Annotated in this window: 27 protein-coding genes and 3 tRNA genes; 20 read left to right on the forward strand and 10 right to left on the reverse strand. The window is 70.1% G+C overall.

Annotated elements, in window-relative coordinates; all coding sequences use genetic code 11:
* Positions 1 to 3: 3 nt before the first annotated feature.
* Entirely contained in the window at positions 4 to 729 is a 726-nt protein-coding gene (locus tag AB0B20_RS00680) for a YcnI family protein (protein ID WP_357466999.1), read from the forward strand.
* 143 nt (positions 730 to 872) lie between these two features.
* On the forward strand, positions 873 to 1,724 hold the full coding sequence (locus tag AB0B20_RS00685; protein ID WP_357385894.1) for a hypothetical protein: 852 nt from the start codon (positions 873 to 875) through the stop codon (positions 1,722 to 1,724).
* 101 nt (positions 1,725 to 1,825) lie between these two features.
* Here AB0B20_RS00685 and AB0B20_RS00690 read toward each other — a convergent pair whose 3' ends face one another.
* Positions 1,826 to 3,121 (reverse strand): glycosyltransferase 87 family protein, encoded by a 1,296-nt coding sequence (locus AB0B20_RS00690; protein WP_357467002.1) that lies wholly within the window; start codon positions 3,119 to 3,121, stop codon positions 1,826 to 1,828.
* A 74-nt stretch (positions 3,122 to 3,195) separates the two neighbouring features.
* On the opposite strand from AB0B20_RS00690, the gene orn reads away from it, so the two are divergent.
* On the forward strand, positions 3,196 to 3,786 hold the full coding sequence (gene orn, locus AB0B20_RS00695; protein ID WP_013474266.1) for an oligoribonuclease: 591 nt from the start codon (positions 3,196 to 3,198) through the stop codon (positions 3,784 to 3,786).
* A gap of 90 nt (positions 3,787 to 3,876) precedes the next feature.
* Positions 3,877 to 3,952 (forward strand) — tRNA-His (locus tag AB0B20_RS00700).
* A gap of 46 nt (positions 3,953 to 3,998) precedes the next feature.
* On the opposite strand, the gene AB0B20_RS00705 is transcribed toward AB0B20_RS00700, so the two are convergent.
* Positions 3,999 to 5,300 (reverse strand): Ig-like domain-containing protein, encoded by a 1,302-nt coding sequence (locus tag AB0B20_RS00705; RefSeq protein WP_357385889.1) that lies wholly within the window; start codon positions 5,298 to 5,300, stop codon positions 3,999 to 4,001.
* 162 nt (positions 5,301 to 5,462) lie between these two features.
* Positions 5,463 to 6,740: an Ig-like domain-containing protein gene (locus AB0B20_RS00710; RefSeq protein ID WP_357467007.1), complete on the reverse strand. Its 1,278-nt coding sequence runs from the start codon at positions 6,738 to 6,740 to the stop codon at positions 5,463 to 5,465.
* 187 nt (positions 6,741 to 6,927) lie between these two features.
* On the opposite strand from AB0B20_RS00710, the gene AB0B20_RS00715 reads away from it, so the two are divergent.
* Positions 6,928 to 7,003, forward strand: a tRNA-Lys gene (locus AB0B20_RS00715).
* A gap of 202 nt (positions 7,004 to 7,205) precedes the next feature.
* Here AB0B20_RS00715 and AB0B20_RS00720 read toward each other — a convergent pair.
* On the reverse strand, positions 7,206 to 8,090 hold the full coding sequence (locus AB0B20_RS00720; RefSeq protein WP_357467010.1) for a hypothetical protein: 885 nt from the start codon (positions 8,088 to 8,090) through the stop codon (positions 7,206 to 7,208).
* Positions 8,091 to 8,529: 439 nt separating this feature from the next.
* On the opposite strand from AB0B20_RS00720, the gene AB0B20_RS00725 reads away from it, so the two are divergent.
* From AB0B20_RS00725 to murA, 9 genes are all read left to right on the forward strand, one after another.
* Positions 8,530 to 9,888 (forward strand): hypothetical protein, encoded by a 1,359-nt coding sequence (locus AB0B20_RS00725; RefSeq protein WP_357467555.1) that lies wholly within the window; start codon positions 8,530 to 8,532, stop codon positions 9,886 to 9,888.
* Between the two features lie 7 nt (positions 9,889 to 9,895).
* Entirely contained in the window at positions 9,896 to 10,780 is an 885-nt protein-coding gene (locus AB0B20_RS00730) for a phosphotransferase (RefSeq protein ID WP_318332774.1), read from the forward strand.
* A 448-nt stretch (positions 10,781 to 11,228) separates the two neighbouring features.
* On the forward strand, positions 11,229 to 11,390 hold the full coding sequence (gene amcA / locus AB0B20_RS00735) for a multiple cyclophane-containing RiPP AmcA (protein ID WP_016818147.1): 162 nt from the start codon (positions 11,229 to 11,231) through the stop codon (positions 11,388 to 11,390).
* 121 nt (positions 11,391 to 11,511) lie between these two features.
* Entirely contained in the window at positions 11,512 to 11,793 is a 282-nt protein-coding gene (locus AB0B20_RS00740) for a hypothetical protein (RefSeq protein WP_357467558.1), read from the forward strand.
* The gene (locus AB0B20_RS00745; RefSeq protein ID WP_357467015.1) at positions 11,790 to 12,653 is read left to right on the forward strand and encodes a methyltransferase domain-containing protein; all 864 of its coding nucleotides are present in this window, start codon (positions 11,790 to 11,792) and stop codon (positions 12,651 to 12,653) included. The genes AB0B20_RS00740 and AB0B20_RS00745 overlap by 4 nt, the downstream gene beginning before the upstream one ends.
* Complete coding sequence (locus AB0B20_RS00750) at positions 12,583 to 14,067, forward strand: FAD-dependent oxidoreductase (RefSeq protein WP_357467018.1); 1,485 nt, start codon at positions 12,583 to 12,585, stop codon at positions 14,065 to 14,067. Before AB0B20_RS00745 ends, AB0B20_RS00750 begins: the two co-directional genes overlap by 71 nt.
* The gene (locus tag AB0B20_RS00755; RefSeq protein WP_357390292.1) at positions 14,064 to 14,315 is read left to right on the forward strand and encodes an acyl carrier protein; all 252 of its coding nucleotides are present in this window, start codon (positions 14,064 to 14,066) and stop codon (positions 14,313 to 14,315) included. The genes AB0B20_RS00750 and AB0B20_RS00755 overlap by 4 nt, the downstream gene beginning before the upstream one ends.
* Positions 14,312 to 14,929 carry a DapH/DapD/GlmU-related protein gene (locus AB0B20_RS00760; protein ID WP_357390290.1) on the forward strand — a complete coding sequence of 206 codons (618 nt, stop codon included), beginning with the start codon at positions 14,312 to 14,314 and terminating at the stop codon, positions 14,927 to 14,929. Before AB0B20_RS00755 ends, AB0B20_RS00760 begins: the two co-directional genes overlap by 4 nt.
* A gap of 70 nt (positions 14,930 to 14,999) precedes the next feature.
* On the forward strand, positions 15,000 to 16,271 hold the full coding sequence (gene murA, locus AB0B20_RS00765) for a UDP-N-acetylglucosamine 1-carboxyvinyltransferase (RefSeq protein ID WP_357390288.1): 1,272 nt from the start codon (positions 15,000 to 15,002) through the stop codon (positions 16,269 to 16,271).
* Between the two features lie 167 nt (positions 16,272 to 16,438).
* On the opposite strand, the gene AB0B20_RS00770 is transcribed toward murA, so the two are convergent.
* A complete protein-coding gene (locus AB0B20_RS00770; RefSeq protein WP_357390286.1) occupies positions 16,439 to 16,936 on the reverse strand; it encodes an NUDIX hydrolase in 498 nt (165 codons plus the stop codon).
* A gap of 575 nt (positions 16,937 to 17,511) precedes the next feature.
* Between AB0B20_RS00770 and AB0B20_RS00775 the strand changes: the two genes are divergently transcribed.
* The 4 genes from AB0B20_RS00775 to AB0B20_RS00790 all read left to right on the forward strand — a co-directional run bounded on the left by AB0B20_RS00775 (position 17,512) and on the right by AB0B20_RS00790 (position 20,794).
* Positions 17,512 to 18,066, forward strand: a complete 555-nt coding sequence (locus AB0B20_RS00775; RefSeq protein WP_357390284.1) for a hypothetical protein — start codon at positions 17,512 to 17,514, stop codon at positions 18,064 to 18,066.
* 10 nt (positions 18,067 to 18,076) lie between these two features.
* Positions 18,077 to 19,186 carry a pyridoxal-phosphate dependent enzyme gene (locus AB0B20_RS00780; RefSeq protein ID WP_357390282.1) on the forward strand — a complete coding sequence of 370 codons (1,110 nt, stop codon included), beginning with the start codon at positions 18,077 to 18,079 and terminating at the stop codon, positions 19,184 to 19,186.
* Between the two features lie 175 nt (positions 19,187 to 19,361).
* The gene (locus AB0B20_RS00785; RefSeq protein ID WP_357390280.1) at positions 19,362 to 19,913 is read left to right on the forward strand and encodes a kinase; all 552 of its coding nucleotides are present in this window, start codon (positions 19,362 to 19,364) and stop codon (positions 19,911 to 19,913) included.
* A gap of 47 nt (positions 19,914 to 19,960) precedes the next feature.
* Positions 19,961 to 20,794, forward strand: a complete 834-nt coding sequence (locus AB0B20_RS00790) for a MerR family transcriptional regulator (RefSeq protein ID WP_357390278.1) — start codon at positions 19,961 to 19,963, stop codon at positions 20,792 to 20,794.
* 35 nt (positions 20,795 to 20,829) lie between these two features.
* Here the strand turns inward: AB0B20_RS00790 and AB0B20_RS00795 are convergent, their stop codons facing one another.
* From AB0B20_RS00795 to AB0B20_RS00810, 4 genes are all read right to left on the reverse strand, one after another.
* Complete coding sequence (locus AB0B20_RS00795; RefSeq protein ID WP_357467022.1) at positions 20,830 to 21,354, reverse strand: hypothetical protein; 525 nt, start codon at positions 21,352 to 21,354, stop codon at positions 20,830 to 20,832.
* Between the two features lie 68 nt (positions 21,355 to 21,422).
* Entirely contained in the window at positions 21,423 to 21,896 is a 474-nt protein-coding gene (locus AB0B20_RS00800; RefSeq protein WP_357467025.1) for an SRPBCC family protein, read from the reverse strand.
* A gap of 10 nt (positions 21,897 to 21,906) precedes the next feature.
* The gene (locus AB0B20_RS00805) at positions 21,907 to 22,641 is read right to left on the reverse strand and encodes a class I SAM-dependent methyltransferase (RefSeq protein ID WP_357390272.1); all 735 of its coding nucleotides are present in this window, start codon (positions 22,639 to 22,641) and stop codon (positions 21,907 to 21,909) included.
* A 70-nt stretch (positions 22,642 to 22,711) separates the two neighbouring features.
* Positions 22,712 to 24,247, reverse strand: a complete 1,536-nt coding sequence (locus tag AB0B20_RS00810) for a cellulose binding domain-containing protein (protein WP_357390270.1) — start codon at positions 24,245 to 24,247, stop codon at positions 22,712 to 22,714.
* Positions 24,248 to 24,650: 403 nt separating this feature from the next.
* On the opposite strand from AB0B20_RS00810, the gene AB0B20_RS00815 reads away from it, so the two are divergent.
* A tRNA-Lys gene (locus AB0B20_RS00815) sits at positions 24,651 to 24,723 on the forward strand.
* A 63-nt stretch (positions 24,724 to 24,786) separates the two neighbouring features.
* Here AB0B20_RS00815 and AB0B20_RS00820 read toward each other — a convergent pair.
* On the reverse strand, positions 24,787 to 25,233 hold the full coding sequence (locus AB0B20_RS00820; protein ID WP_357467028.1) for a DUF1772 domain-containing protein: 447 nt from the start codon (positions 25,231 to 25,233) through the stop codon (positions 24,787 to 24,789).
* Between the two features lie 90 nt (positions 25,234 to 25,323).
* Here AB0B20_RS00820 and AB0B20_RS00825 point away from each other — a divergent pair, with 90 nt between their 5' ends.
* Complete coding sequence (locus AB0B20_RS00825) at positions 25,324 to 25,902, forward strand: TetR/AcrR family transcriptional regulator (protein ID WP_357390266.1); 579 nt, start codon at positions 25,324 to 25,326, stop codon at positions 25,900 to 25,902.
* The last annotated feature ends 13 nt before the right edge of the window (positions 25,903 to 25,915 follow it).

Below are 25,915 nucleotides of genomic sequence, written 5' to 3' on the forward strand. Positions count from 1 at the left end.
CCCATGATCCGTCTCCGGCGTCCCGCGACAGTCGCCGCGTTGACCCTCGCCGCCGTCGCCACGGCCGTACTCGGCCTGGCCGGGCAAGCCTCGGCGCACGTCACGATCAACCCGGCCGAGGGCACACAGGGCGGCTACGGCCGGTTCGCGTTCCGGGTGCCGAACGAGAGCGACACGGCGTCGACAGTCAAGGTCGAGGTGAACCTGCCGGAGAACGCCCCGGTCGGCTCGGTCTCCACCATGCCGGTGCCGGGCTGGACGGTGGCGGTGGAGAAGCGCAAGGTCGACCCGCCGATCGAGGTGCACGGCAGCCAGCTCACCGAGGCGGTCTCCAAGCTGACCTTCACCGCCGCGCCCGGCGGCGGCGTGAAGCCGGGCGAGTTCCAGGAGTTCCCGGTGTCGATGGGCCCGCTCCCGCAGGCCGACACGATGGTGTTCAAGGTGCTCCAGACGTACTCCGACGGCAACGTCTCCCGGTGGATCGAGGAGCCCACGCCGGGCGCGGAGGAGCCGGAGAACCCGGCGCCGGTGCTGAAGCTGGCCGGGGCCGCGCCCGCCTCGCCGGGCGCGAGCGCGCCCGCTGCCGCCGCTGACGACGACGATGACGACGAGGACTCCGGCGTGGCCACCGCCCTCGGTGTGGCGGGCCTGGTCGCCGGACTGGGCGGCCTGGCCCTGGGCGGTCTGGCGTTCGCGCGTACCCGGCGGGAGCCCGCCGCGAAGTCGTAGCGAACGTGAGCGACGCACCGGCCCGGCGGACCGATCCGCCGGGCCGGTTGCCGTCCCGGGCCGGTGCTGCCGATATCCGGCGGTCGGCCGACGCGCGTCGGTAAGGTCGGCCGGGTATTCGGCTACCGAGAGGGACGACGCGAATGCGTTTCGTACGCACGATCGCCGGCATGGTGTTGCTGGCGCTTGGGGTTCCGGCGCTGCTGGCGGGCGGCGGCCTCTGGTTCGCCGCCCGGCACGCCGGCCCGGACGGCGGGTTCGACGCCCGGTTCGAGCCGGTCCGCACGCCCGCCCGGGCGGTGCTGGTGACCGACGTGGACGCGTTGCTGCGCGCCGACGCGCCGCTCGCCCGCACCGGTCAGGTCCGGCTGCGCCTGACCGCGCGGGACGACGGCGGCCCGGTCTTCCTCGGCCTGGCCCCGGCCGACCAGGTGCGACAGTGGCTGGCCGACGTCCCGCACAGCACGGTGCGCCGCGTCGCCGTCACCCGGGGCCCGCTACCTGTCGACCTCGACCCGGCCACCGCCGGTGCCGGCGACGTCGCGCCGATGACAGAGCCCTTCTGGGTACGCCAGGGCGTCGGCTCCCTGGAGTGGAGCCCGGCGGAACTGGCCGACCGGTCGTTGAGCCTGGTCGTGCTGCGCGTGGACGGTGCGGCCGGCCTCGACCTGCGGATGCGTGCCGAGCTGCGGGCCGGATGGTTCCCCGGGCTGGCGTGGGCGCTGCCGGCCGGCGGGACGCTGCTCGTGGTCCTCGCCGTCGTGCTGCTGCTGCGCCCGTTGCGGCCCCGTGAGGTGGTCTTCGTGGTCGAACCGGACCAGGTGCCGGTGCTGGCCGGTCGCCTCGGCGTCACCTCGCTGAGCGGGCTGGGCCGGCAGCCGGGCCCGGCGTCGCGCCCCGAGCGGCACCTGGTGGCAGTGGGCTCCGGGTGCGGCGGGCGGGGCCGCGCGGCGATCGCCGCACCGCCCGGCCGGTGCGAGGACCACGAGGACTGACGCGGAGAACCCGAACGGCCCTCCGCGCTGCCGACGCGGAGGGCCGTTCTCACCGGGGGATCGGTGCTACCTGGGAGAAAACTGAGGTAGTTGCGACCAGATTAGCGCTTATCGCCATTTGTTGCGAGATGTGTCCGTTCAGTCCGGGTCGTCGGCGACGCGTCCCGGTGATGACGGATCGGGAGCACCGCCAGCAACAGCAGGCTGAGCAGCACGTACAGGTTGCGGACGACGAAATCGACAGGGTCGTCGGTGTGCACGATGGCGGTGCCCCAGTCCTGGAACGACACCAGGCCGTACACGATCGGCAGGCCCACGACGGCCGCCAGCGCGAAGAGGCCGCCGCGACGGCGGGCCCCGGCGGGCGTCGCCGGATCGGCGTCCAACGCCGCGTCGACGAGCACCACCACGGCGGGGATGAACCAGTACAGGTGGTGGATCCAGGTGATCGGGCTGACCAGCCCGCCCACCAGGCCGGTCAGGGTGAGACCCACGAGCGCGTCCCCCGCCCGGGCCGCGCGCGCCGCCCGCCACAGGCCGAACGCGGCCACCGCCAGCGCGAGCAGCAGCCACGGCAGCCGGCCCGCCTCGGCCGTCGGGGACAGGCGGCTGAGCAGTCCGAACAGCGACTGGTTGCCGGTGTAGTCGGTGCGGCCGACCCGGTCGGTGGTCCACAGTTCGTGGGTCCAGAACCGCCACGAGTCGCCCGGCGCGAGCGCCGCTGCCAGCAGCGTGGCCACCGCGGCGGTCACCGTGGCCACCGTCGCCGCCCGCCACTTGCGGGCGGCGAGCAGGTAGAGCACGAAGATGCCCGGGAAGAGCTTGAGCGCCGCGGCCAGCCCCACGCCCACACCGGCCCAGCGCCGACCCTGCGGTACGGCGAACAGCAGGTCACCGAGGATCAGCACCACGAGCAGCATGTTGATCTGCCCGAGCGTGAGCGTCTCCCGGGTGCTCTCCATCGCCAGCACCAGCAGCACGGCGACCGTCAGGCCGAACCCGCGCGGGAGGTCGTGGCGCCGCAGCACCGGCAGCACCAGCCAGCGGGTGGTCACCACCACGGCGGCCACGGTCAGCACCGCGAACGCGGCGACAGCCACACCGAGCCGCAGGTACCCGAACGGGGCCAGCAGCAGCGCCGCGAACGGCGGGTAGGTGAAGTAGAGCGCGCCCTGCACCCGGTCCGGCTGGACGTAGTCGTAGAGCGGATGCCCGGACGTCCACCAGTCCATCGCCGACATGTAGATCTTCTGGTCGTAGAAGTTGTGCCGCAGGTTGGGCAGGTAGAGCGCCGGCAGGATCGCGACGAGCGCCAGCACCGTCAGCACCCGGCGGGCCGTACGCGCGCCCGCGCCGTCACGGGCGACGGCGGGTGAGGCGACGGGTTCGGCTGGCACGCAGGAAACCCTAGCGGTCCACCTCGGCCGCCGGGCCGAGGCGCGGGCGGGTCGGCGGCGCGTAGTCTGTCCCGGTGGCTGATCTTCTCGTCTGGATCGACTGTGAGATGACCGGGCTCGACCTGCGGCGCGACGCCCTGATCGAGGTCGCCGCGCTCGTCACCGATCCCGACCTCAACGTGCTCGGTGACGGCGTCGACGTGGTGATCCACGCCGACGACGAGGCGCTCGACGGCATGCCGGAGATCGTGCGCACCATGCACGCCAAGTCCGGGCTCACCGAGGAGGTACGCCGCTCCACGGTGACGCTGGCCGAGGCCGAGGACATGGTGCTCGACTACGTGACCAGCTACGTGAAGGACCCCCGCACCGCGCCGCTGTGCGGCAACTCGATCGCCACCGACCGGGGTTTCCTGGCCCGCGACATGACCCGGCTCGACGCGCACCTGCACTACCGGATGATCGACGTGTCCTCGATCAAGGAGCTGTGCCGGCGCTGGTACCCGCGGGTGTACTTCGGGCAGCCGCAGAAGGGCCTGGCCCACCGGGCCCTCGCCGACATCCGGGAGAGCATCCGCGAGCTGGAGTACTACCGGCGGACCGTGTTCGTGCCGCTGCCGGGCCCGGACGTCGAGGCCGCGAAGGCGATCGCCGCCCAGCTCTGACGCCCGCGCCGAACCCGGTGGACGGGGCCGGCCGGAGTGTGGCTATGATTAGTCCGCGCACCGCCCCGGGCGACCGGAGCGGCGAGCATGGTGGCTGTAGCTCAGTTGGCAGAGCACCGGGTTGTGGTCCCGGTTGTCGTGGGTTCAATTCCCATCAGTCACCCCAAACACGAAGCCCCCTCCTCCGGGAGGGGGCTTCGTCGTGTGCGGGGTCAGGGGGTCGGCTCGACGCTCGGAGTGCCGGCGTCCGGCGTGGTGTCGTCCGACGGCGGCTCGTACGGCAGGGCGCTGCCCTTGACGTACTCGTCCCAGCTCATGTTCCAGTCGGTCCAGCCGTTGCCGTTCTGGAGCTTGCGCTCGGTGCCCTTGACGGTGATCGGGTCGCCGAGGCGGGTGTTGGCGAACAGCCAGTTGCCGTCCTTCATCGAGACGTTCACGCAGCCGTGCGACACGTTCGATCGGCCCTGCACGCCCTCGGACCAGGGCGCGGCGTGGATGAACTCGCCGCCCCAGGTGAGCCGCTGGGCGTAGTCGATCTCGGTGCGGTAGCCCTCCTCCGGGCCCAGCTCCTCCATGGTGTCGAAGACCGTGTGCCGGAGCTTCTCCATCACCACCATGGTGCCGCTGGAGGAGGGGGTGCTCTTCTTGCCCAGGCTCACCAGGATGGTCTTGACCACCTTGCCGTCACGCGTGACTGTCATCCGCTTGGTGCGGTTGTCGACAGTCATCACGAACGACGGGCCGATCTTCAGGTCGACGCTGAGGTCGGACCGGCCGTACCAGCCGCCGCCCAGCGGCAGGCCGCCCGCCTGCACCTTGTAGCTGACGGTGCTGTTGGGCTTCCAGAACGTCTTGGGCCGGTAACGCACCTCGGTCGGGCTCACCCAGTGCCAGATGCCCTCCTGGGCCGGCTTCGCGGTGACTGTCATCCGGCGCTGGATGTCGTCGCGGTAGTCCTCCGGGATGGCCCGGCCGAACTTCACGATCAGCGGCATGGCCACGCCCACGACCTGGTTGTCGCCGAGGAAGCTGGTGACCCGGATCTGCTTGGCCGGCTTCGCCATCGTGGTGAACGTGCTGGTGGCGGTGGCGGGCTTGCCGTCGTCGCCGGTCGCCGTCACGGTCGCCGTGTACGTCTGCCCGTACTCCAGGGCCGAGGACGGCAACCAGCTCTTGCCGTCCGAAGCGAGCGTGCCGTCGACGACCTTGCCGGCCGCGTCCTTCAGCTCGACAGTGGTCTCCTGCGCCTCGGTCGTGGTGAAGGTGACGCCGGTGGACGCGGGCACGTCCTTGGCGTCGGCGGCGGGCTCGCTGATGGTGGCCGCCGCCTTCGGGGCCTTCTCGCCGCCGTCGCTGTCGCCGCCGCCCTGCCAGCTCGACGGCTTGTCGCCGCCACCGCTGGTGCAGGCGGTCAGGGCCATCGCGGCGGCGAGCAGCCCGGCCGCCAGCGCACGGCGGCGCCCGACGCGTCGGGCGCTCACGCCCCGGATCGGTTCGTCCTGGCCAGCTCGCATGACTCCCTCACAAGGTGATGCCGTTCCCCGTCGTCTCTGGTCAGACGCGCCGGAGCGGGTACGCGTTGCCGGACGTGAACCGGAACACCCCGCGCGGGTGTAACGATTCCATGAGCGTCCGACGCTTCGTCGGAGGTGGCGTGTCCGACCACGTTACGCCGGTCAGAACGGCGCCGGCTGTCCGCCCTGCGGAACGGGCAGCGCGCTGCCCGCGACGAACTGCGACCAGCTCATGCTCCACGCGGTCCAGCCGTTGCCCGGGGCCAGGCGCCGTTCGGTGCCCTTCACCGTGATCGGGTCGCCCACCATCGTCTTGCCGAACAGCCAGCGGCCGTTGGCCATCGACACGTTGACGCAGCCGTGCGAGACGTTGCGGCGCCCCTGCACGCCCTCGGACCAGGGTGCCGCGTGGATGTACTCGCCGCCCCAGGTGATCCGCTGGGCGAAGTCGATCTCCGTGACGTAGCGGTTGGCCGGGTCCGGCTCGCTGCGGGTGTCGAAGACGGTGGACTCCTTCTTCTCCATCACCACCATCGTGCCGCTGGAGGAGGGGGTGCTCTTCTTGCCCAGGCTCACCGGCAGCGTACGGATCACCGTGCCGTTCTCGGAGACCGTCATCTGCTTGGTCGCGTTGTCCACGGTCATCTCGAACGCGCGTCCGATCTTGGCGGTGGCGCCGCGGTCGATGTTGCCGTACCGGCCGTTGCTCAGCGGGATCCCGGCGAGCGCCAGCCGGACCGTGATCGTGGTGCCGGTCTTCCAGTACTCCGGGGCGCGGTAGTACGCCTGGGTGCCGTTGTCGACCCAGTGCCAGGCGCCGGGCTGCGGCGGGTCGGTCTGCACGAACATGCGCTTCTGCACCGCGGCCCGGTCCTTCTTCGGGATGCCGGGGGAGAACTCGGCGACCACCGGCATCGCCACCCCGTAGGTCTTGCCGCTGAACATGTAGAGGCCGGAGCCGATCATCGACTTGGGCTTGGCCATCGTGGTGAACGTGCTGGTGCCCTGGTAGGTCTGGCCGTCCTTGCCGGCGCCGGTGACGGTGGCCGTGTACCTGGTGCCGTACTTGAGCGCGGCCGACGGCACCCAGCTCGACCCGTCGCGCCGCATCCGCCCGGCGACGGCGGTCCCGTCGGCCGTGGCGAGCACCACCTTCGACACGGTGCCGCCGCCGGGGATGCGGGCGCTGATCTCGGTGCTGACCGGCCGTGCGTTCGCGCCGTCGGCCGGGCTCACCGTCAGCGGCGGCGCGGCGGCACTGTCGCTCGGCGAGGCGCTCGGGTCCGCGGGCGCGGCGGACGAGACGCCGCCGACCTGCTGCTGGCCGGGCACGAACTCCGGCGCCTTCCCCTCGTCGTCGCCGCCGCACCCGGTCAGTGCCAGCGACGCCGTCAGGACCAGGGCGCCCACCGTCGCCCCGGCCCGCGCGAACCTGCCCATGCCCACCCCTGTCCTCGCGTGCCTGGCGGACATCGTGCCGTATCGACGCTCCCGTGCCCGCCCCCGCGCCGGATCAGATGGCCGTTTTGGCCGCTTTCGCCGGTTAAGCTCGTCCGAAGGGTGGACCCCGGTATCGGATTGGAACCCGCCTCGGCGGGCGTGCTAATCTTCTTCCCGTTGTCAGCGAGCGCCGCTAGCTCAACTGGCAGAGCAGCGGACTCTTAATCCGCGGGTTCGGGGTTCGAGTCCCTGGCGGCGCACCAACGATCAAGGCTCCGACCTGGTGGTTTTCACCGGGTCGGGGCCTTTTTCGCGTACGCCGAGAGTGGGTGGTGGCTCGGTGGGTGCTCGGGAGCCGTTGGACCGGGCCGGTGTTGCCCGGACTGAACGCGGGTCTCGTGTACATCCGGCGCGCACCGCTGGTTCTTTTCCGGGCTTGATGGGGCCGGGCGTGTCCGGGGCGCGTCAGGCCAGAGCTTCCGGGGCGCGCCGCCGCCACCACGCGCTGAAGAGGGTGACCACGTGCGTCTTGATCTCGTCCGTGATGATCTCGTGCCCGTCGCCCATGAGCGGCCGGACGGCGTGCTTGTAGACCTCTGGATGGTGTTCGACCGAGGGGCAGGTGAAGATGGCCAGCATCCTCAAGACGCGCAGGGTGTCTGTTCCGAGGAGGGGAAAGTGAGCCTCCAGCAGCCTCGCCAGGGCTGACCACACCTTGTCCACGACAAGGCGGATGACGGCGTCGGTCACCAGCCGGGGCAGCCCCGAATCGAACCGCCGCGACAACGCGTCGGTGATGAACTGCTTGGCGGTATCCGTCAGCAGTTCGACGGTCTTGTTGATCTTTTCGATCAACTGGATCAGGGCCACCAGCAGGCCGCACCATGTGTGATCAGCCAGGCGCTTCTTGACCTCCCTGGCGTCAGCCTTATTCCGGACGAGGCTGTCTATGCCGGCTGAGATCTCGTCCCACGGGTTCTCCATGACCTGGTGGGCAAGGGTGTCCATCCGGCCAAGGTCTGATGACATCGATGTTGGCTCAACATCGCGTGGCAGTCGGCCGTTGATTCTGGTTCGGCCGTCGGCGGCCCACAGGTAGTCGGTGATGTCCAGGCGTGCGAGGTCAAAGTAGATTTCCCGGTTGTGGGCGTTGAACTTCTGGCGCCCGGATCGTCTGTCTTCCTCCACCTTCTCCTTGAGTTCACGCCGCCGGTCGTCGCGCTTCTCTGGCCGGTCGGCGGCCAGAGATGTCCATCCTTGCCAGCCGTGTTGGGAGCCCCCGCAGCCGGAGCATGTGCAGCCCGGCCTCTGGGCGTTTGCGCAGTTGGCTCTGTGGGTGTTGGTCATCATCCGCAAGTCGCCGCCCGGTCGTTTGCGCTCAATGTGACTAGCCAGTGACTCTATGTCAGGCAATGATGGATGCCAATGGATGTGTGGCTGGGTCGGGGCAGCTCGACTCGGGGCCTCCACCTTCTGCAGGCGTTCTGCCTGGTGGGAGCCTATAGATCTGCTTCATCCGCTGGGCTGCGACGGATTATTGATAGACGGCTCTTTCCTCATCTGCATCACTCGCTTCCATCCCAGACCGGCGACAAGGCTCGGGCTGGACAGGTCATGGCGCTCCGGAGGCTGCGCTGATCCCGGGAGGGGACACGCTGAGGGCTCATCGTGGGTCTTCCGGATGCCACCCCGAGCGTCGACTCTGGTTGGGCTGTCGACTCGACCGTCATTGACTTGATGTGTTGGCGCGGATGCGTTGTGCTGTCGGGTGGTCGTCGTCCGATCGGAGGTGATCGTGGCCGCGCAGGTGGATCCCGAGTGGTGGAGTTCGGGGCTGTGGAACGGCCGACCGATCAGCGAGTTTCTTCAGCGGCGCGACATCACTGCGGTCTTCCGCTTCCTTCACGCCCGAGGCGTGTCCTACGGCAGGATCGCCGCTCTCGTAGGCCTCTCGCCTCACCGCGCTACGGAGATCGCCAAAGGCGTCCGGCAGGTCACGGCGTACGAGGTGCTGGAACGGATCGCCGTGGGTCTTCACATTCCGCGTCCGGTCATGGGGCTCGGCCGCGCCGAGGACAGCGCTATGCCGCGTGACGTCAGCATCGAGACCGTGGCCGGTGAAGCGGATCGGTCGCCTGCCCGTATGGGGAGCAACGAGGCCGGAGGTCTGGTCAGACTCCGTCTGGGACTGGACGAGGCTCTGGCGGCGTCGAGTGTCGCCCCTCGGCAGCTTGAGCTGATCGAGCAAAGCGCTGGCGAGCACCTGCGGGTCTATCCCTCGGCTTCGCCACAGACGATGCTGGCGCTGCTGGCGGCCGACTGCCGAGAGGTGCAGATGCTGTCGTTTCGGCGCCAGCCGGCGGCGGTCCAGGCCCGGCTGTCCGGGGTGGCGGCGCTGCTGGCGACGATGTGCGCTGACGCGTTGATGAGGCTTGGGGATGTTGCCGAGGCTCGACGGTGGTACGGCACAGCGATCCACGCGGCGGACGACAGCGGGGAGGCTCGGTTCAGGGTGCTCGTGCGGGCCCAGGCGGCGATGCTGCCGTACTACTTCGGGGATCCCGCCCAGACCGTCGCTCTGGCTGATGCGGCTCTGGCGGTCACTCCGGCCGCATCGTCGTCGAGTGCCCTGGCGGCTGCGGGCAGGGCGCGTGCCCTGGCCAGAATCGGTGCCACCGAGCAGGCGCGGTCGGCCGTCGATCAGGCACGCCGGCTGTTCGATCAGGCTGGCGACGAGGACACCGACGTGGCGTTCAGGTTTCCGGCGAAGCGGCTGCTGTTGTACCTCTCCGGTGCGTACACCTGGCTCGGTGACACGGTGGAGGCGTACCGGGTTCAGGACGAGGCGTTGCGGCTCTATGGCACGGCTCCGGCCGTGCCGATCGATGCGGCGCTCATTGCCCTGGACCGGTCGATGTGTCTCGCGCGGGATCGGCGGGTGACCGAGGCACTGGTAACCGCGCGTGACGCGGTCGCGGACCTGCCCGAGACGCAGCGGACGGAGATCATCCTGACCCGGGCCAGCGACGTGTCCACGGCGATTCCTGGAGAGAGCCAGCGGGGTGAGGTCGCCACCTTGACGGACTACCTACGGGCCTGCCGCGAGCGCGCCCGTAGGCTTGGGACCACAGCCGCACTCGGTCCCTAGGAGCCCCATGTTCGTCGAGGCGCGCACTCGGCCGGTGCTCGCCGAGGTATGTCGTCTCCTCGGCTACCCCGACTCGGACGCGGCTCTGCTGCGGCACCACACCAACGCCGTCTACGCCGTCGGGGACGTCGTCATCAAGATCGCCCCTGGCGACCAGGACCTGAACCGGGTGCGCGCGATGGTGGCCGTGGTCGACTGGCTGGTGGACCGAGAGTTCCCCACGGTCGGCCTTCACCCGGGCCTGTCCCAGCCGTTGGAGGTGGGCGGGCACGCCGTCACTGTCTGGCAGCGTCTGGATCCCGCACACGACCATCCCATCACCGTCTCCGAACTCGGAAGCCTTCTCCGGGATCTGCATTCCCTGCCTGTTCCGCAGCTGCCATTGCCCGTGCTGCGGCCGATCCATGGGATCGAGCTATCCGTGACCCGTTCGGAGATCCTGAACGGCAAGGAACAGGATCTGCTGCTGGGCCGGCTCGAGACGCTGGCCGCCGGCTGGGAGGCGATGCGGTTTCCCCGTGGCACGAGCCTGATCCAGTCAGATCCGCAGGTTCGCAACGCGCTCCGGCGTTTCGACGGTACGCCCGTACTCGCCGACTGGGACGGCGCCGCCCTTGGGCCCCGCGAGTGGGACATCGCCACGGTCGCTGTCCACTGCCGCCGGTTCGATCCGCCCGGCTCCGATGCCTTCGCCAACTTCACCGCCGCCTACGGCTGGGATGCCACCTGCTGGCCGGGGTTCGAGGAGCTGTGCCAGCTTCGCGAGCTGCAGATGATCGCTACCAACGCCCGAAAGTCCCGCCCCGGGACCGAGGCCGCCGACGAGGTGCACCACCGGATCGCAGGACTTGTCCACGGCGGGCCGGAACTCCGCCGCTGGCACATCCTCTGAAATGAGTCTTGTAGGGACGGCGTAGTACCGCCTGTCCTCCTCGCATCGGTCGGGGCCGACCACAGCGAGGCCCACCGTGGCCCACCACGCTGGGTCTGTCTCGCGCCCGTGCCGCCCGCGATCGTGGACGTCAGGAACACGTCGGCGGAACGGTCCAGGACGATCCTGATCCCATGGCGCCGACGGGTCAGCGGCAATGTCACGCCAGGGAGAACCAGATGGACGTGTCGATCGGCGACAGGTCGGAATGCGACCCGACGCACCGGCAAGTGCTCGCGCCGGGCACTCCGTCGACCGTACGAGTGACTCCCCGTTCGCGTACCGCCAGCGAGGCTGTGTGGGCGGGTGACCGGCGGTCTGCTCCCCGCCGCTGGCCGACGGCGGTGGGCTTGCCGGTACGCCGGCAAGCTCACCGCACTCAGGCGGCGGACCCGAGCGGGGGCCAGCCATGACCGTTTACCTCTCGCGCAACGCGACGATGGGCGACCCGCCAAGAGGCCGCCCGGCAGCGGCTCAAGCGTTGCGACCGGCGTCGGTCGATCCGCCTCTGCTGACGTACGTCTGGCAGATCGTTTTCGAGCGGCAGACGCGGGAGCGTGAGGCTCGATGAGCAGCGACCGGGGCTTCTACGCGGAGATCGGGACGCCTGCGCCCCTGGCGCATCTACGGTTGCGTCCGCTGGCGCGGTCGGTATGACGGCCCCTAACGAGCACTCCCTGCCGCACGTGCCGATGCGGCCACTGTGGCTGTGCCGACGGTGCGGCCAGCCGTGGCCCTGCGGCGCGGCGAAGGTCGCCCTTCTGACGGAGTACAGGGACAGCCTGGTCAGTCTCTTCCTCTATCTGGCCAGCTGCCTGCATGACGCGATCGACGATCTGCACCAGCTCCGGCCCAGCGACACCGGCAGCACCGCCCATGTCTTCGACCGCTTCCTCGGCTGGCCAGCCCGGCACACCCGCTCCTACCGGCTCTCCAGCAGGGCTTCTTCTGATGATGAGGAGGAATCTTCATGAGCAGCACCGACGTCATCAATGTGCCGCCGCAGACGGTCCGGGTGAGGGTCCCGGCAGGAGCGGCGCATGCACTCTGCCAATTGGGGCCGACACGTAACGGCACCATCTCGGCCACGGTGGAGGTACTCGGCCGGCGGATCGAGATCGAGACGCCGGAGGACGGCCCGGTCCTCTTCCCGACCGACGTGGGGCTCACGTTGCTGAGCGCGCTGAACGCCAACCCCGGCCTGCCTCTTTCGGGTGCCCGGGTCTTGGACATCGGGTGCGGCTCCGGCCTGTACACGGTGGCCCTGGCCTCGGCGGGCGCGGCACATGTGACCGCGTTGGACGTCAATCCGGCATGTGCGGAGGTGACCCGCGACAACGCGTCCCGCAACGGCATCTCACCCGCCCAGGTGGCCACGATCGTCGGGGACCTCGCCGAGCTGGCAGTCCCCGAACCCTGGGACCTAGTCGTTTGCAACCCTCCGCACTTCCCACACGATCCGGTGTACGCCGTCGACGACGGCATTGAGACCGCGCTGGTCGGTGGCAGTGACGGGCGGGCGTTGTACGACGTCCTGCTCGCCCGCCTCGACGAGCTGCTCGCGCCGGGCGGGACGCTGCTGCTGACGCACTCCTCCTTGACCGACATCCCCCGCACTCGCCAGACGCTACGACGAAGCGGATACGAGTGCCGCACTGTGCAGATCTGCGAGCTGGACATCCCCTTGCGCCGCTACGCGATGCACCGCGACGTGCTGCTGTCGCGGCTGTATCCGCTCCGGGCCGCCGGACGGGCAGCATTCCGTGGTCTCCGGTTCGAGGTGCACACCCTCGCCGCCACCCGCATCGATTCCCTGGACGGATCAGGTGAGTGACATGAACCAGTTCGTGACAGACGTCGTGGTGGCAGGCTCCGGCCTGCTGGGGCTCGCCACCGCGTTCGAGTTGCTCAGCCGGGACCTGGACGTCACCGTGGTCGGACCTCGGACCGGCGACCACGCGGGGCAAGCATCCCGGGCCGCCGGCGCGATGCTCACCGTGTTCAGCGAGGTCGAGGCGAGCCATGATCCCCAGCGCGTCAGCCTCGAAGTCGGCGAACGTTTGGCCGCCCGGACCGGGTACGAAGCCTGGCTGGACCGCATCGGCACGGCCAGCAAGCGGGCACTACGGCTTCTCCCAGGCGTGTGGGTGATCAGCAACGGCTACGGGCCGGACGACGCCGCGAACCTTCGGGCCATCGCGGAGACCGCCAAGACCCACGGGTGCCGCGCCGAGTTCGCGTCGCCGAGCGCCGTACCGGGGCTGGCACCGCAGGTGCGCGCGCACGAGGCACTGTGGCTGCCGGATGAGGCCAGCGTCGACCCGACGGCCCTGGTCGAGGCCCTGGCCACAGTGCTGACCGCCCATCCCCGCTGTCGTTGGCTCGATACCACCGTGACGACCGTCAGCGAGCGCGGCGAGCATGTAGCCGTTGACGCGGCTGACGGCAGCACTGTCCTGGCCGCCCACCTGGTGCTCGCCGCCGGGGCCGGGACCACGGGTCTGCTCGCCCCATCGCTCGCCAAGCAGGTCGAAGCACCTCCGCTGCGGTCCGGGCGAGGCGTGTCGCTGCTGGCCCGCGTCCCGTTCTCGCTGCCCGCTGCCGTGCGAACCCCGAACCGGGGCTTCGCCTGTGGCAGCCACATGGTCCCGCGCGGCGACGGCACCATCTATCTGGGGGCGACGAATCGGCTCTCCACTGAACCCGACTACAGCCAACCCGCCGCTCTGGACGAGATCGCCACCTTGATCCATGACGCGAGTGCCGAGCTCAACACTCATCTGCGCGATGCCGCGTTGATCGAGGTCCGGGTGGGGCACCGGCCGGTCACCCTCGATCACCTGCCGCTGTTCGGCCGGACGGGACACCCGATGATCCACCTTGCGACCGGCACCTACCGGTGCGGCGTGCTGCTGGCTCCGCACGCCGCTGTCATCGTCGCCGACGGGATCACCGCTCCCGGTTCGACCGCCACCCATCCCTACAGCCCTCGGCGCGCGATGCACCTACCGGTACTCGACGACCTCATCGACGGCGCGACCCGCGGCCTGGTGGACATGCTCTGCCAACCGGGTGGCAACCTCCCGCCGGGCACACACGAGATGCTGGAGCGGTTCCTCGAAGCGGCGTTGCACGAACTCGCCGCCGGCACCTCGACCAGGGCGGTCGCCGTCCGCAGACTCTGGCAGCGTGCGCCCATGGCCGAGTGCCTGCCGCTGCTGCTCGACGCCGCCGGGCGGATCCGATGAGCACGCACGCTCTGGGTCAACAGACCGTGGCCCAACAGGCCCTCGCAGAGATCAGCGGCTGGCCCACCAACACCATTACCGCCTTCACGCGGCTGTCCGAACTCGGTCTGGACTCGCTCGACCGGCTCACGCTCGCGGTGCTGCTGGAGGAACGAACCGGTCGTCCCCTATCCGACGACGAGCTGATAAGCGTCCGGACCCTGGACGACCTGGAACGGCTGCTGAGACCTGCGGAGCGTTCGACATGACCAAGACGCCAGCACCGACAGCCAGGCGCACGTCGGACGCGCCCTTCATCGCCGAGTCAGCCGAGGTCGCCGACGCAGCTCACGTCGGCGCACGAACCAGGATCTGGCACCACGCTCAGGTCGACGGGGACGTCCGGATCGGCGAGGACTGCGTACTCGGCAAAGGCGTTCATGTGGCCTCGGCAGCGGTCATCGGCAACCGGGTCAAGATCCAGGACGGATGCGGGGTGTTCGGAGCCACCATCGAAGACGGTGCGATGCTCGCCCCCGGGGTCTACCTGCTGGAGGACCCCGCACCCCGAGCCATCAACCCCGCCGGTCACCTGAAGGGCCGCGATGACTGGCGGCGGGAACCGGTGACGATTCGCTACGGAGCCACCATCGGTGCCAACGCGGTCATCGCCCCAGGCGTCACCATCGGCCAGTACGCCATGGTCGCGGTCGGCACCGTCGTGGGACACGACGTGCCGGACCACGGCCTCGTCATGGGCAACCCGGCCCGGCGACTCGGCTGGGCCTGCAGGTGCGGACACCGCCTCGACGACAACCTCATCTGCCCCGTCTGCGGACGGCTCTACCGCCAAGGACCGAACGGCTTGTTCCTGACTGCGTGACCGCCGACCACCACCGGCAGCTGTCTCGCCCGCGCCTGCTCAACCACTTCCTCTGCTGAAGGAACGTCACATGACCGAAGTTCTTTATCGTGTCCGCCCCGCCGGCCCGCTCAACGGCACCGTCGTCGTGCAGGGCGCCAAGAACGCGGCCCTGCCCATGATCGGTGCCGCGCTGCTCGCCCGACGCGGTCAGACGGTGCTGCGCAATGTCCCCGCGATCACCGATGTCCAGCACGCCGTCGACCTCGCCCGGTTTCTCGGCGCTCAGGTCGAGTACCACCCGAGCGACCGACTGCTCGTCATCGACGCCACCGAGATCACCAGCTCGCGGTTACCAGCCGATCTCACCCGCCTGTTTCGGGGCAGCGTGTTGTTCCTCGCCTCGGTGCTGCATCGCCGAGGCGAGGTGATCTTCGAGGGTGCCGGCGGCTGCGCCCTTGGCACCCGTGGGCTTGACTTCCACTACCGGGGCCTGGCCCGCCTCGGTGGGCACATCGAGGAACAGGGCACCACGATCAGCATCAAGGCCAGCAACCTGCGCGGCGCCGACCTCTACCTCGACACGCCCTCCCATACGGGCACCGAGAACCTCATCATGGCCGCGGCCCTGACGCCCGGCCGGACCGTCATCGAGAACGCCGCGCTGGAACCCGAAGTCCTCGACGTAGTCGCAATGCTCACGGCCATGGGCGCCCAGATCAGCGGCGCAGGAACCGGCCGCATCGTCGTCACCGGCGTCGACGAGCTCCACGCGGTCGAATACACGATCATGCCGGACCGCATGGACGCCGGCGTACTGACCATCGCGGCTGCCATCACCGGTGGCGCGGTCAACCTCGTCGGTGACGCCGTGCTGGATCACTTCGGAGTCGCCGCGCACAAGCTCCGACAGATGGGCATCGAACTCACCCCCGCAGGGGCGGTCACCACCGTCACCCGACTCGGTCAACTGCATTCGATCAACGTCATCACCGACACCCACCCCGGGTTCGCCACCGACCTGCAGCCTCCGCTAATGGCCCTCGCCACCCAAGCACCCGGAACGAGCTACTTCCGTGAGCGCATCCACGACGCCCGCTACGCCCTCGCCGATGAGCTGACCAAGCTCGGCGCGGACCTCACCGTCAACGGCGAGAAGGCCGTCGTCCACGGCGGTGCGCCGCTGCGCGGCACCGAAGTCATCGCCCGCGACCTGCGGACCGGCATCGGCCTCGTGCTGGCCGGACTTGTCGCCGACGGCGAAACCGTCATCAGCAACGGTGCCATGATCGACCGAGGCCACGCAGACCTGACCGGCCGTTTCACCGCCCTCGGCGCCGACATAACCCGCGAGGAGTCGTGACAATAGGCTTCCTGGGTGAGCACGGAGCCCCTGCCGGCGTCCGCGGCCGAGAGACGCCAACGGTAATCCTGCAGCAGGCCGCGACTAGCGTCGCCTTCGCCTTCGAGGCAACCCCGCAGCTCCGCCAACCGACCTACTACGGGACCAAGGCCATGGGGGCCGATCGACTAACTGTTCGAGATCGCGACCCCATCGTCGAGGTAGACACCACCATGCTCGATCGCGGCGACCGCTGCGGTGACCCGCCGAGCCAGTCGGGGGATCAACACCTCGTTTAGGCGTCCCGGCTCGATGAAGGCGAAGCCGTCCAGCTCGTCGGGGCACAGCCGCATTGCCGCGATCTGGTCCGCTGTCAGGACCCCGCCGTCGAAGACGAACATGAGCCCGCCGTCCCACGGCGGGCTCGGCGGAACCCAGTCGACGCACAGCAGCGCCCCTGCGGGTATCGACAGGCCCAGCTCCTCCCGGATCTCGCGCGTGCAGGCGTCCGCCGGGGACTCGTCCGGCTCCACCGTTCCGCCGGGAACTTCCCACACGTCCTTGTAGGCCGGGTGAACCAGCAGTACCCGGCCGGTCTGATCGCGGAGGAGCACGCCGGCCGCCGCGCGGACCCGAGTCACGCTGGCGATGTAGGAGAGGTCCAGTTCTGTCTGCGTCTCGGCCACGCGACCGACCCTACGGGCTCGCCCTCGGCCCATAGCCCGTTCCTGAAGCAATACGCGGCAACGATCCCTCTACTGTCGTTACTGAAGGTAATCATCCGATTGGTGCGTAGGCGCGTCATCGCCGAATCGGGACGGGCTTGTCGCGCCCTCTGAAGATCAGTGCTGCAGGGCGGTGCCGATCGTGAAGATCAACTAATAGCGGCCTGATTTGACCGTACCGCGCCTTCTGTCCTCAGCTCTTCGGCTGATTCACTGAACAGTGATCTCCAAAATCGGCCCCAAAACCACGGTTTGGGTATGCGGGTGCTCGCACGGCCCGCCGACGCCTCACCTGACGAGCTGCACGGATTGGCCGAAAAATCTTGGCGAACGCCAACATCCATTGCGCTACCCCCGTAGCAAATCGACGCCAATGGCTATCGTTGCGCGCTTAACGAAGCCTGTCAAGCCGTTAAGCAGGGTGTGGGACGCAAAGTTATTTGAACTCTTGACAATCATCGCGCGGAGGGTCCCGGCGACTTTACCGTCGGTGTCAAGTGCCTGCTAGACTCGGTCGCGAGCGTGGAGGTGGACTGATGAACGGCGAACCGGCAGGTAGCAATGGCCTCGTGGACGACAGGCCCGCTTGGGGCGAGGTGTCGACCGCGGTTCATGTGGCCATCGTCCGTCAGCTCGTGTGCGACGTCGGGGCACGCCTGCTCGATCCGCTCGACCGGCTGCTGGGGACGGACGGCGACGATCCACCCGGTTCCTCGGCGCTTCGCCGGCAGTTGGAGATCGCCGCCGAGGTGTGGGCGGCGCAGGTGCTCGGCCCGGACGAACGGCTCGCCGCCGAGACCGTCCGGCGCCTGACCGCCGAGATCTACCAGTCCGGCGACGTCTTCGCGCCGCCGTTCGAGTGGTGGCGCACGCCGTTCGGGGCGCTCGTGGCGCGCCGGTTCGGCCATCCGTCAGCCGAGGCGGTCTCGCTGACGGTGGCGAGCGCGATGCTCGGCATCACCCGGCAGGGCGTCCATGATCTTGTCAAGCGCGGCAAACTGCGGCGGGACGAGGCGAGCGGCGGCGTCCTGGTGAGCTCGGTCCGGGATCGCCTCACGCAGTTGTCGGAAATCTTGTCCTACGAGGGCTGATGGGATTCGGATGGCATTGACGGGACTTCATCCGGAGTTCTCGGGAGATGATTGGGGTCGCCGAGCCACGGCTGTTCTGGAAGCCGATCGGAACGTCGAGAAAGCGACGCCCCTGATTCGTCTACCCTTCCCCGGCGAATCGTCTGTGGCGATTTTCGTGAAAGATGAGTCGGCGCGCCCCACCGGAAGTGTGAAATACCGCTTCGCGCGCAGCCTGTTTCTTCACTCGCTCTCGCGCGGCGTCATCCGTCGGGAGACGCGGCTGGTGGAGGCGACCAGCGGGAACATGGCCGTCGCGGAGGCGCACTTCGCCCGGGTGCTGGGGCTGCCGTTCACCGCGGTGGTGCCCGCTAAGTCGTCGCCGGACCGCATCGCCCGAATCTCCGAGCAGGGTGGGGCCACCTACCGGGTCGACCCGCCGCTGGCCGTATACGAAAACGCCGAGCGGCTGGCCGGAAAGTGGAACGGGTACTACCTGGACTGCCTGGCCACGCTCGGTCCGGCCATCGACGCGGACCTCGACGACGGCGTGCCCGGCCTGCCCGACGAGATCCTGCGCGACTTCGCGGCCCAGGGCCGACCGGAGCCCGCGTGGATCGTCACCGGCGCCGGCACCGGGGCCACCTCTCGCGCGATCGGCCGCTACCTGCGCCGGCACGGGCACGCCACCCGGCTGGCGGTCGTCGACGCGGAGAACTCGGCGTATTTTCCCGGCTGGGCCACCGAGTGCCGGGACTACGCGACCGGAATGCCGTCGCGCATCGAGGGGATCGGGCGGCCGAGGTTGGAGCCGGCCTTCGATCCCGACGTCGTCGACCTGGTCATTCCGGTGCCGGACGCGTCAAGCGTGGCCGCCATGCGAGTCCTCGCCACGGCCGGCGGCGTGGCGGCCGGGCCGTCCACCGGCGCCTGCCTCTGGGGCGCCTGTCACCTGGCGAACCGTATGAGTCAGGCGGGCGAGTCGGGGGCGGTGGTCATCGTGGCCGCCGATGGTGCCGAGCCGTACCGTCGCTCCTACTACGACGACGAGTGGGTCGCCGGAAAGCGCTGGGACCTCACCGAGCCCACGCTACGCCTGAGGCGTTTCATGCGGACCGGCGATTGGGACGACTCCCGATGAGACCGGTTTGATGAGAACCTCTTCTGCGCCGCCTGTTCGCTGATACCCATGGTGAGCGCGACCCGCGTCCAGGAGGGTGCACAGCGTCGGCGATGACCGGTGTGAAGCACCCATGGCGTTCCACCGAGGTGCGGCCGGGTGGCGCCTTCGGGATACTCGCGGCCAGGGAGGGACAGTGCGCGCTGCACCCGCCGGCAGCCCGGACACGATCCTCGTCTGTATCAGGGGCAACTCGGGTTCGGGCAAGAGCAGCATCGCCCGCGAGCTACGACGCCGGCACGGCCGGGGCTGCGCCCTCGTCGAACAGGACTATCTGCGCCGCGTCGTCCTGCTCGAACGGGACAAGCCCGGCGGCGTCGCGCCCGCGCTGATCGAGCAGACCACCCGGTTCGCCGTCGACCACGGCTACCACGTGGTCCTGGAGGGCATCCTGTACACCGGCCGCTACCGCGACGTGCTGACCTCGCTGCGGGACGGCCACCGGGGGCGATCGCTGTTCTGCTACCTCGACGTGTCGCTGGCCGAGACGCTGCGCCGGCACCTGACCCGCCCACAGGCCGGTGACTTCACCGCCGAGCAGATGAGCGGCTGGTACGCCGCGCACGACGTCCTGGGCTGGCCCGGCGAGCTCGTCCTCCCGGAAAGTACCGGGCTGGAACAGGCGGTCGAGGCCATCGCGGCGGCTGCCGGGCTGCCCCAGGCCGGGCGCGACGACGACAGGCGTTAGGCGATGTCACTTGCCCTTGCGGTTACCGCAGGGGGCAGTCTTTGGTCATGTTGTCGATCAGCGAGTTCAGCCAGATGTGCCACCTGTCGCCGCAGGCGCTGCGCTTCTACCACGCCGAAGGGCTGCTCGTGCCCGCCGAGGTCGACGGCCGGACCGGCCACCGCTCGTACGCCTTCGACCAGGTGGAACGCGCGATGCTGATCACCCTGCTGCGGGACACCGGGATGAGCGTCAAGCTCGTCCGGCGGGCCCTCGACGAACCGGACCAGGCCCTCGCGCTGCTCGACCGGCACAGCGACGAGGTCGCCCGGCAACGCCAGGCGCAGGCCGACGCGATAGCCGCCGCCCGCGCGGTCTTCGAGGCGCAGCCCGAACCGCGGTCGCGGCACGTGCCGGCGGTGACTGTGGTGGCGCGGCTCGTGCCCGGCACGCCGCTGGGCCGGGACACGCAGGAGTGGGACCGGGCCGAGGAGGTCATCGCGTCGGCGGCGGCCGGACTGGTCACCACCGTGCGGCAGGCCGGCGTCACCTGCCTGGGCGAGCCGTGGCGGACGCTGGCGCTGGAGACGCCGGACCAGGACCGGCGCGTGCTCGACGGTGTCGGGCCGTTCTGGACGGTCAAAGTCGCGGTGGAGGGCACCCCGGAGACGCTGCCGCCCCTGCCCGCCGACCTGATCGTGCGGACGCCGGAAGCCCACGACGAGCTGTCCATCTTCATGCCGGGCCGCAACACCATGGCCAAGTACTGCACGGTGGTCCTGCGCCTGCTCGACGCCGTCCCGCCCGACGGTGACCGGTTCGTCGACCTGGCACGCCTGCGTCAGGAGGTCCGGCCGGACGGCGTACTGAGCAGCGCGCCGGTCGAGCGACGACCGGCGTGATCGAGCGTGCCGCCGTCAAGGGTGCGGTTCCGCGTTCACCCGCTGCGCCTGCACCCTCTTCCTGAGGGCATCCACGATCCGCCGGCGGTGCCGGTACTGCCCGGCCCGTACGCCGATCGAGGCCGCCACCGCAGAGTGCACCGCGACCCAGAGCCCCCGGCCGCCGGATGCCAGGGGTGCAGGTGATCCCGGCCCGCGCTCCGGGCGTCGGGGTCACCGCTCCAGTCGTGGCCCGCCGGACTGAACCGGTACTCGAACCACACCAGGGCGGTGACGAGCACCGTTCCCACCACCGCGCGGACGATCGTGCCGCCCTGGCCCTGTCGCACCTCCCGTTCGGAGGGCACGGCGATCAGCACCAGCGCCAGGTTCAGCAGGACGAAGACAATCATGACTACGATCGCGCTGCTGCGGTACGCGGCCGCGAGATCCGGCAGGCGCGCATCGCCGGACGGGAGAGCGGCGTAGGCGGCGGACGTGGTGAGCGCCACGCCGCTCCACCACAGCAGCGGACCGAGGAGCGCCATCAGGGCCAGGAGAACCCATCGACCGAAGGCCATCGCCGCAGTCCAGGTGGCGAACCCGTCCCGGTCCGTCCGCGAATGCGGTCCCTCACCGCGCCGGCCCGTCACCGGGACTCGGCGAGCCGCTTGAGGTTCAGCAACTGCCGGCGGGCCATCACCAGGTCACCGAGGCATCCGCCGGGGGCGATCACCGGGTTCGTCCGCATCACGACCTTGAGCAGCAGGCGGGTGCCGCCCCCGGTTTCCGGCACCAGGACGTACGACAGCACCGCGCCCATGATCTCGCCGGTGAAGTGCCGCCCCGGTTCGACAGCGAGGACCCGGCCGCGCCGCCGCCCACCCGCCGTGGTGAACGGCTCGCCCACCACCGGCTCGGGAAGGCCCACCAACCGTCGCGGTGAGCGGCGGCCGAGGTTGTCGATCCAGTCGTACGAGTAGGGCGCGAGGCGGATCTGGCCGACCCACTGCCACACGGCCGCCGGTGACGCGTCCACGCTCACCCCGCGCCACGCCCGCAACGTGGGTGCGGGCACGATGTCGTCGCACGGGTAGCGGCGCAGCGTCTCCTCGTCGGACACGCCCCACCGGTCACCGAGCATCGGCCCGGCCGAGCACCAGCGTGGTCCGCAGGTCGAGCACGACGGTGCCGCCGAACTCGTCCACCAGCCGGTCCAGCGCGGCGATACCGCGTCGCTGTTGCTCCGGGGTACGCGACAGGTACGGCCCGAACGTGCGCATCAGCGCCAGGTAATGCTCCTTGTCCAGCGGCAGCTCCCGGCGGAACACCTCCCGGCGTACGTCGTCGAACCGTCCGCTGTCGAGGACGTCCCGGTGGAACCAGTCGACGGGCCGCTCCCGGACGGTAGGGTCGACGGATCGCAGCGCGGCCCGTACGGCGGCCTGCTGGGCGGCGTCGGCGTAGTCGAAGCGGTGCCCGAAGACGGCGAGGGTGCCGCCCGGCGCCAACGCGCGCCGGGCATGCGCGTTGCGGGTGGCCGGGTCCAGCCAGTGCCAGGCCATCGCGCAGGCGAGCACGTCCACGCCGCCGGCGGGCGGCGACCACCGTTCGAAGGTCGTCGCCTCGATGCGGGCGTCCGGGAATCGTTCGGCGAGCCGGGCCGCCATCCGCGGATCGGGCTCCACGCAGGTCAGCGGCGCACCGAGGCGGGCCAGCACCTCGGTGCCCTTCCCGGTGCCCGCGCCGACTTCGGCCACCGACGCCGGTGTGCCGCCGTGGTAGGCGAGGATCGACTCGGCGATCTCCGGCGGATACCCGGGGCGCACACGCTCGTACAGGTCGGCCACCGTGCCGAAGACATCCATCACCGGCAGCATACGGCTCCGACCGGCCTCCGACGGACCCCGCGGAGGCCGGCCGTCCGCCGGTTCGGCCTCACCAGGTCAGGGGCAGGGTACCGAGGAACCGGGTGAGCGCCCCGGCGAGCAGCTGGTCGTCCCGCCGGGACGGGTGCCAGTCGCAGCCGAGCTTGTCCAGGCCCAGGGCGTTGTCGTCGTAGTAGAGCGAGCGGACGCGGGTGTCGCCCGCCTCCGTGCGGGTCCGGACGACCTGCTGGACCGAGGCGGCGAGGAGGGTGCCGGGGAGATCCGGGTAGGTGAGCACGATGAACGTGTCCGGGCCGTACCGGGTCCGCAGCTTGTCGAGGAAGCCCAGATACGCGTTCCGGAAGTCGGCGGCGAGTTGCTCGGCGGTGGTCCACCGTTCGCCGGCGTTGAGCGCGGTGGAGAAGTCGTTGATGCCGAGGCCGACGACTACCAGTTGCGGTTTCCAGGTGCCCGGGTTCTGCCACACAGTGCTGTTCCACAGCGCCTGCAGGTCCGTCTCGTAGTAGGTGCGGAAGGTGTCCGTGCCCTGGCCGTTGTAGTTGCGGACCATGCCCAGGCCGGACCAGGCGATGAGCTGGTAGTCGGCGTTCAGGCTCTGCGCGGTCAGGGCGCCGAACGTGACGTCGGCGTTGGAGTTGCGTGTGACGCCACCGTTGCCGGTGCAGTCGCGGGTCGTCGACATGTTGCCGTAGCCGGCCGTCCACGAATCGCCGATGAACTCGATCTGGCGGCTGCGGGCGGCGGGCCGGGCCAGGATCGCGCCACCGGGAGCGGCTACGAGACCACCGAACTCGCCTGCGGCCCACGGGCTCTCGGTGCGCTTGACGAGCCGGACGGTGTGTTCGGCGTCGGCGAGGTTGCGGACCCAGTAGGTGGTCTGTCCGGGGGTCACGAGCGTGGCGACGGTCGCCCCGTCGACCTGCACGGCGTAGTCGTTCTGGGCGTCGTTGAGGACGATCCCGACGCCGGTCCCACGGAACCGGCCCTCGAAATAGATGCCCGGCCAGGTGTACTGGACGCCGGTGCCGACCGTCCGCACCCGTCCCACCGTGCGCGTCTGCTCCAGCACGCCGGCCGGCGGCGGGCTGGTGGGCGGCGCGCTGGTCGGTGGCGGGCTGGTGGGCGGCGCGGTCGTGGGCGGCGCGGTCGTGGTGGGGGCCGGGCGACCGGTGCACGGCACGCCGTTCAGCGTGAAGTCGGTAGGCGCCGGGTTCGACGCGTTGTTCCACGAGCCGCCGAAGCCGAACTGAGTGGTGGCTCCGGTGCCCAGGCCGCCGTTCCAGGCGGCGTTGGTGACGGTGACGCGTCCGGCGGACTGGGACACGGTGCCGTTCCATGCCTGCCCGACCACCTGCCCGGCGGTGAACGACCAGGTCAACCGCCAGCCGGTCAGCGGGTCGCCGAGGTTGGTGACGTCCACGTTCGCGCTGAAGCCGCCCGGCCACTGACTGGTCACCGTGTAGGCGACCCGGCAGCCGGCGGCGGCCTGCGCGGAGACCGCGGACGTGAGTGCGGCGGCCACGGCGACGGCGGCTGCGGTGAGCACCGCAGCGGCCGACCGGAGCCGGGTACGCGTGAGTCGCATCTGTGCTCCTTGGGGATGTGCTGGGTCAGCGCCACGTACCCGGTGCTCGCGGCGGCCATCGAGGGCGCGGCGGTGACGGCCACCCCGGAGGCCACCGCGGTCAGGAGGGTGGCGGCCGCCGCCAGCATCATCCGGCGACGCGAAGGTCGGGTCGGGGCAGCCGCCGGTCCGCATCGTCTCGGCGGTGCGCTGGCGGCGATGTCCTGTCGGTTGTCACGGTCGATCGCCCAGTGGCCAGCCCGGCTCCGGGTCAGATTATGCCGCCAGACTTCGACAATGGTCAATCACTTCGCGGTCGCTGGGTGACGGTTCGCAGCCCTCGCCGCGACGTCCGGAACGTGACCACCCCCTGCGTGCCGGGTTCGACGCGCGGGCTGCTAACGTTCCGTCCCGTTGTCGGTGAGCGCCGCTAGCTCAACTGGCAGAGCAGCGGACTCTTAATCCGCGGGTTCGGGGTTCGAGTCCCTGGCGGCGCACGGACGAGCAAGGCCCCGCCCCGGTTCACACCGGGTCGGGGCCTTCTCCATCTCCGGCTCGGGTCAGACAAGGGCGGCGGCCAGCAGGGCGAAGGCCGCGATGATGATCGCGACCCGGACGTAGTGCAGGCGGTCCCAACGGCTCATCTGCTGCTTCCAGTCGGCGGGCCGGTTGTCCGGTGTCCACGTCTTGCCCCGGTTGTTGATCGGCACGAGCAGCAGGGCCGACATCAGCACGCTGACGATCAGCAGCACGCCGGCCGTGACGGTACGGCCGTTCCCGTGGTGGCCCCACCCGGCGGCCGCCCAGATCGCCACGAGGACGAGTGCGGCGATGTACCAGAACGGCATCACGGCCCCGAGCATCCGGCCGCCGTGCGCGCGACCGAGTTGGCCGCCGTCGCCGGGGAGGGCGTTGAGGATCCGGTTGAGGACGAAGGCGACGGCGAACTCCACTCCCACCATGACGCCGACGACCACGAGGGTGAGCACCTGGAGTGCGCTGAGCATGACTGGCTCCCTGGAATCTAGTGACGCTAGATATTGAGTCGACGCTAGCACTGTCGATGCTCTACTGCCTAGCGGTGCTAGAATCGGATCATGTCCGTACAGCGACGTAAGGAACGGGAGCGGGCGGAGCGGGAGCGTCTCATCGTGGCGACCGCCCGCGAACTGGCCGAGCGGCAGGGCTGGGACGCCGTCACCACCCGCCGGCTCGCCGAGCGCATCGAATACAGCCAGCCGGTCCTCTACAGCCACTTCCGCGGCAAGCGCGAGATCATCGGGGCGGTCGCCCTCGACGGCGCCGCCGAGATGGCGGCGGCACTGCGGGCGGCGGCCTCCGCCGCGGACGGCCCGCGCGCCAGGGTGGCCGCGCTCGCTCGCGCCTACCTCGACTTCGCCGCGCGCAGCCCGGCGGTCTACGACGCCATGTTCCAGCTCGACGGCGGCCTGGCATTCGCGGAGGCGGACACACCGGAGCCGCTGAAGGACGCCTTCGCCGCCCTGTCCGAGAGCCTCGGCGAGGTCGCCGGGGAGGGCGTCCACCCCGGGCTGTTCACCGAGGTGTTCTGGGCTGCCCTGCACGGGCTGGCCACCCTGACCCGGGCGCGGCGACTGCCGCCGGAGGACACCGAGCGCAGGATCGAGCTCCTTGTCGACCGGCTCGCCGTGCTCTGACGCCTCCGGTTCC

Origin of the sequence: Micromonospora sp. NPDC049151, assembly GCF_040648395.1 — a bacterium.
GTDB lineage: Bacteria > Actinomycetota > Actinomycetes > Mycobacteriales > Micromonosporaceae > Micromonospora.